The 1,195-nt window shown below is 66.0% G+C and carries 2 protein-coding genes; both read right to left on the bottom strand.

Going from position 1 to position 1,195, the window contains the following annotated elements; all coding sequences use genetic code 11:
* Positions 1–663, bottom strand: a 663-nt coding sequence (gene waaC / locus EOA27_RS37210; protein ID WP_127258800.1) for a lipopolysaccharide heptosyltransferase I, incomplete at its 3' end; no start/stop codon positions are given.
* Positions 660–1,195: lipopolysaccharide heptosyltransferase II (gene waaF, locus EOA27_RS37205; RefSeq protein ID WP_127258798.1), on the bottom strand; the 536-nt coding region annotated here is incomplete at its 5' end. The genes waaC and waaF, both read right to left, overlap by 4 nt.

Raw genomic sequence — 1,195 nt, 5'->3', positions numbered from 1 at the left:
CTTTTCCGCCTCATTCGACCATGTGACCACTGGCGTGAATTGCCGGTCGGCCAGCTCGCGCGCGGTTCCGATCCAGTCCTCGGCCGGCCATTTCTTGTCCTCGCGGCTGGTGCCGTGGAGCAGGAAAGCGGTTTTGCCTTCAACGCCGGGTAGCGCGCCCGCTGGCGGCACGATGCCGGACTCGAGCGCCGACAGGTCAGGCTGGTAGCCCAGCGCCAGGCCGAACAGCCGCCTGGTGCGCTCGATGGCATGCAGATCGCGCGGCACGGCGTATTTGCGCTGATAGAACAGCGTCGCCGAAGGCTCACGGGCGCTGGCGCGGTCGAAGCCGGCAATCGGCGCGTCGGCCTGGATGGCGACCAGGGCAGACTTCAACAAGCCTTGCGCGTCGACGACAAGATCGTAGCGGGAGGCACGGAGTGCTCGGCGCAGCCCGGCCATCTCACGCCACGTTCCGCCGTCGAAAAGCCTCTTGCGCCAGCGCCGGACCGCCACCTTGTGGATCACTCCAATCGCCGGATGCAGCGCCACGATGCCGGCAAACGGCTCCTCCACGCACCAGTCGAAGCTGATATCCGGACGATTGCGCACCGCGTCCTCGACGGCCGGAAAGGTGTGAATGACATCGCCCATCGACGATGTCTTGACGATCAGCACTTTCATGCGGCCGCCGGAACCTTGAGCAGGCGGTCGGCCGCGGCAGTGACACGGGCGACATCAAGGGTCTTGAGGCAGTTGAGATGCCCGAGCGGGCAGACTTTCTTGTGACAGGGCGAGCAGGACAGATGCAGCCAGATCAGTTCGGAGCGCTCGCTGAGCGGCGGCGTGTTTTCCGGCGACGTCGAACCATAGACGGCCACGATCGGCGTGTTTACGGCGGCCGCGACATGCATCAGCCCGCTGTCGTTCGAGACCGCAAGCTTTGCCGCGGCGATCAGGTCGATGGCGTCCTCCAGCCGCGTCTTGCCGGCAAGGTCGATGGCGCCGGGCGCGAGCGTCGCGATCTCGCCGGTCACGCCGGCATCGTTCTTCGAGCCGAGCAGCACGACGCCCAGACCCTTTGCCATCATGTTCCGGGCAAGCCCGGCATAGTGATCGCTCGGCCAGCGTTTTGCCGGGCCGAACTCGGCGCCGGGCATGAGCGCCACAAATTTCCTTCCCGTCAGCCCGAACCGCGCCAGCAGATCGGCTTGGT

This window comes from Mesorhizobium sp. M2A.F.Ca.ET.037.01.1.1 (genome assembly GCF_003998075.1).
Lineage (GTDB): Bacteria > Pseudomonadota > Alphaproteobacteria > Rhizobiales > Rhizobiaceae > Mesorhizobium.
Note: the sequence above shows the minus strand (reverse complement) of the source record. Positions and strands in the feature narration are given on the sequence as shown.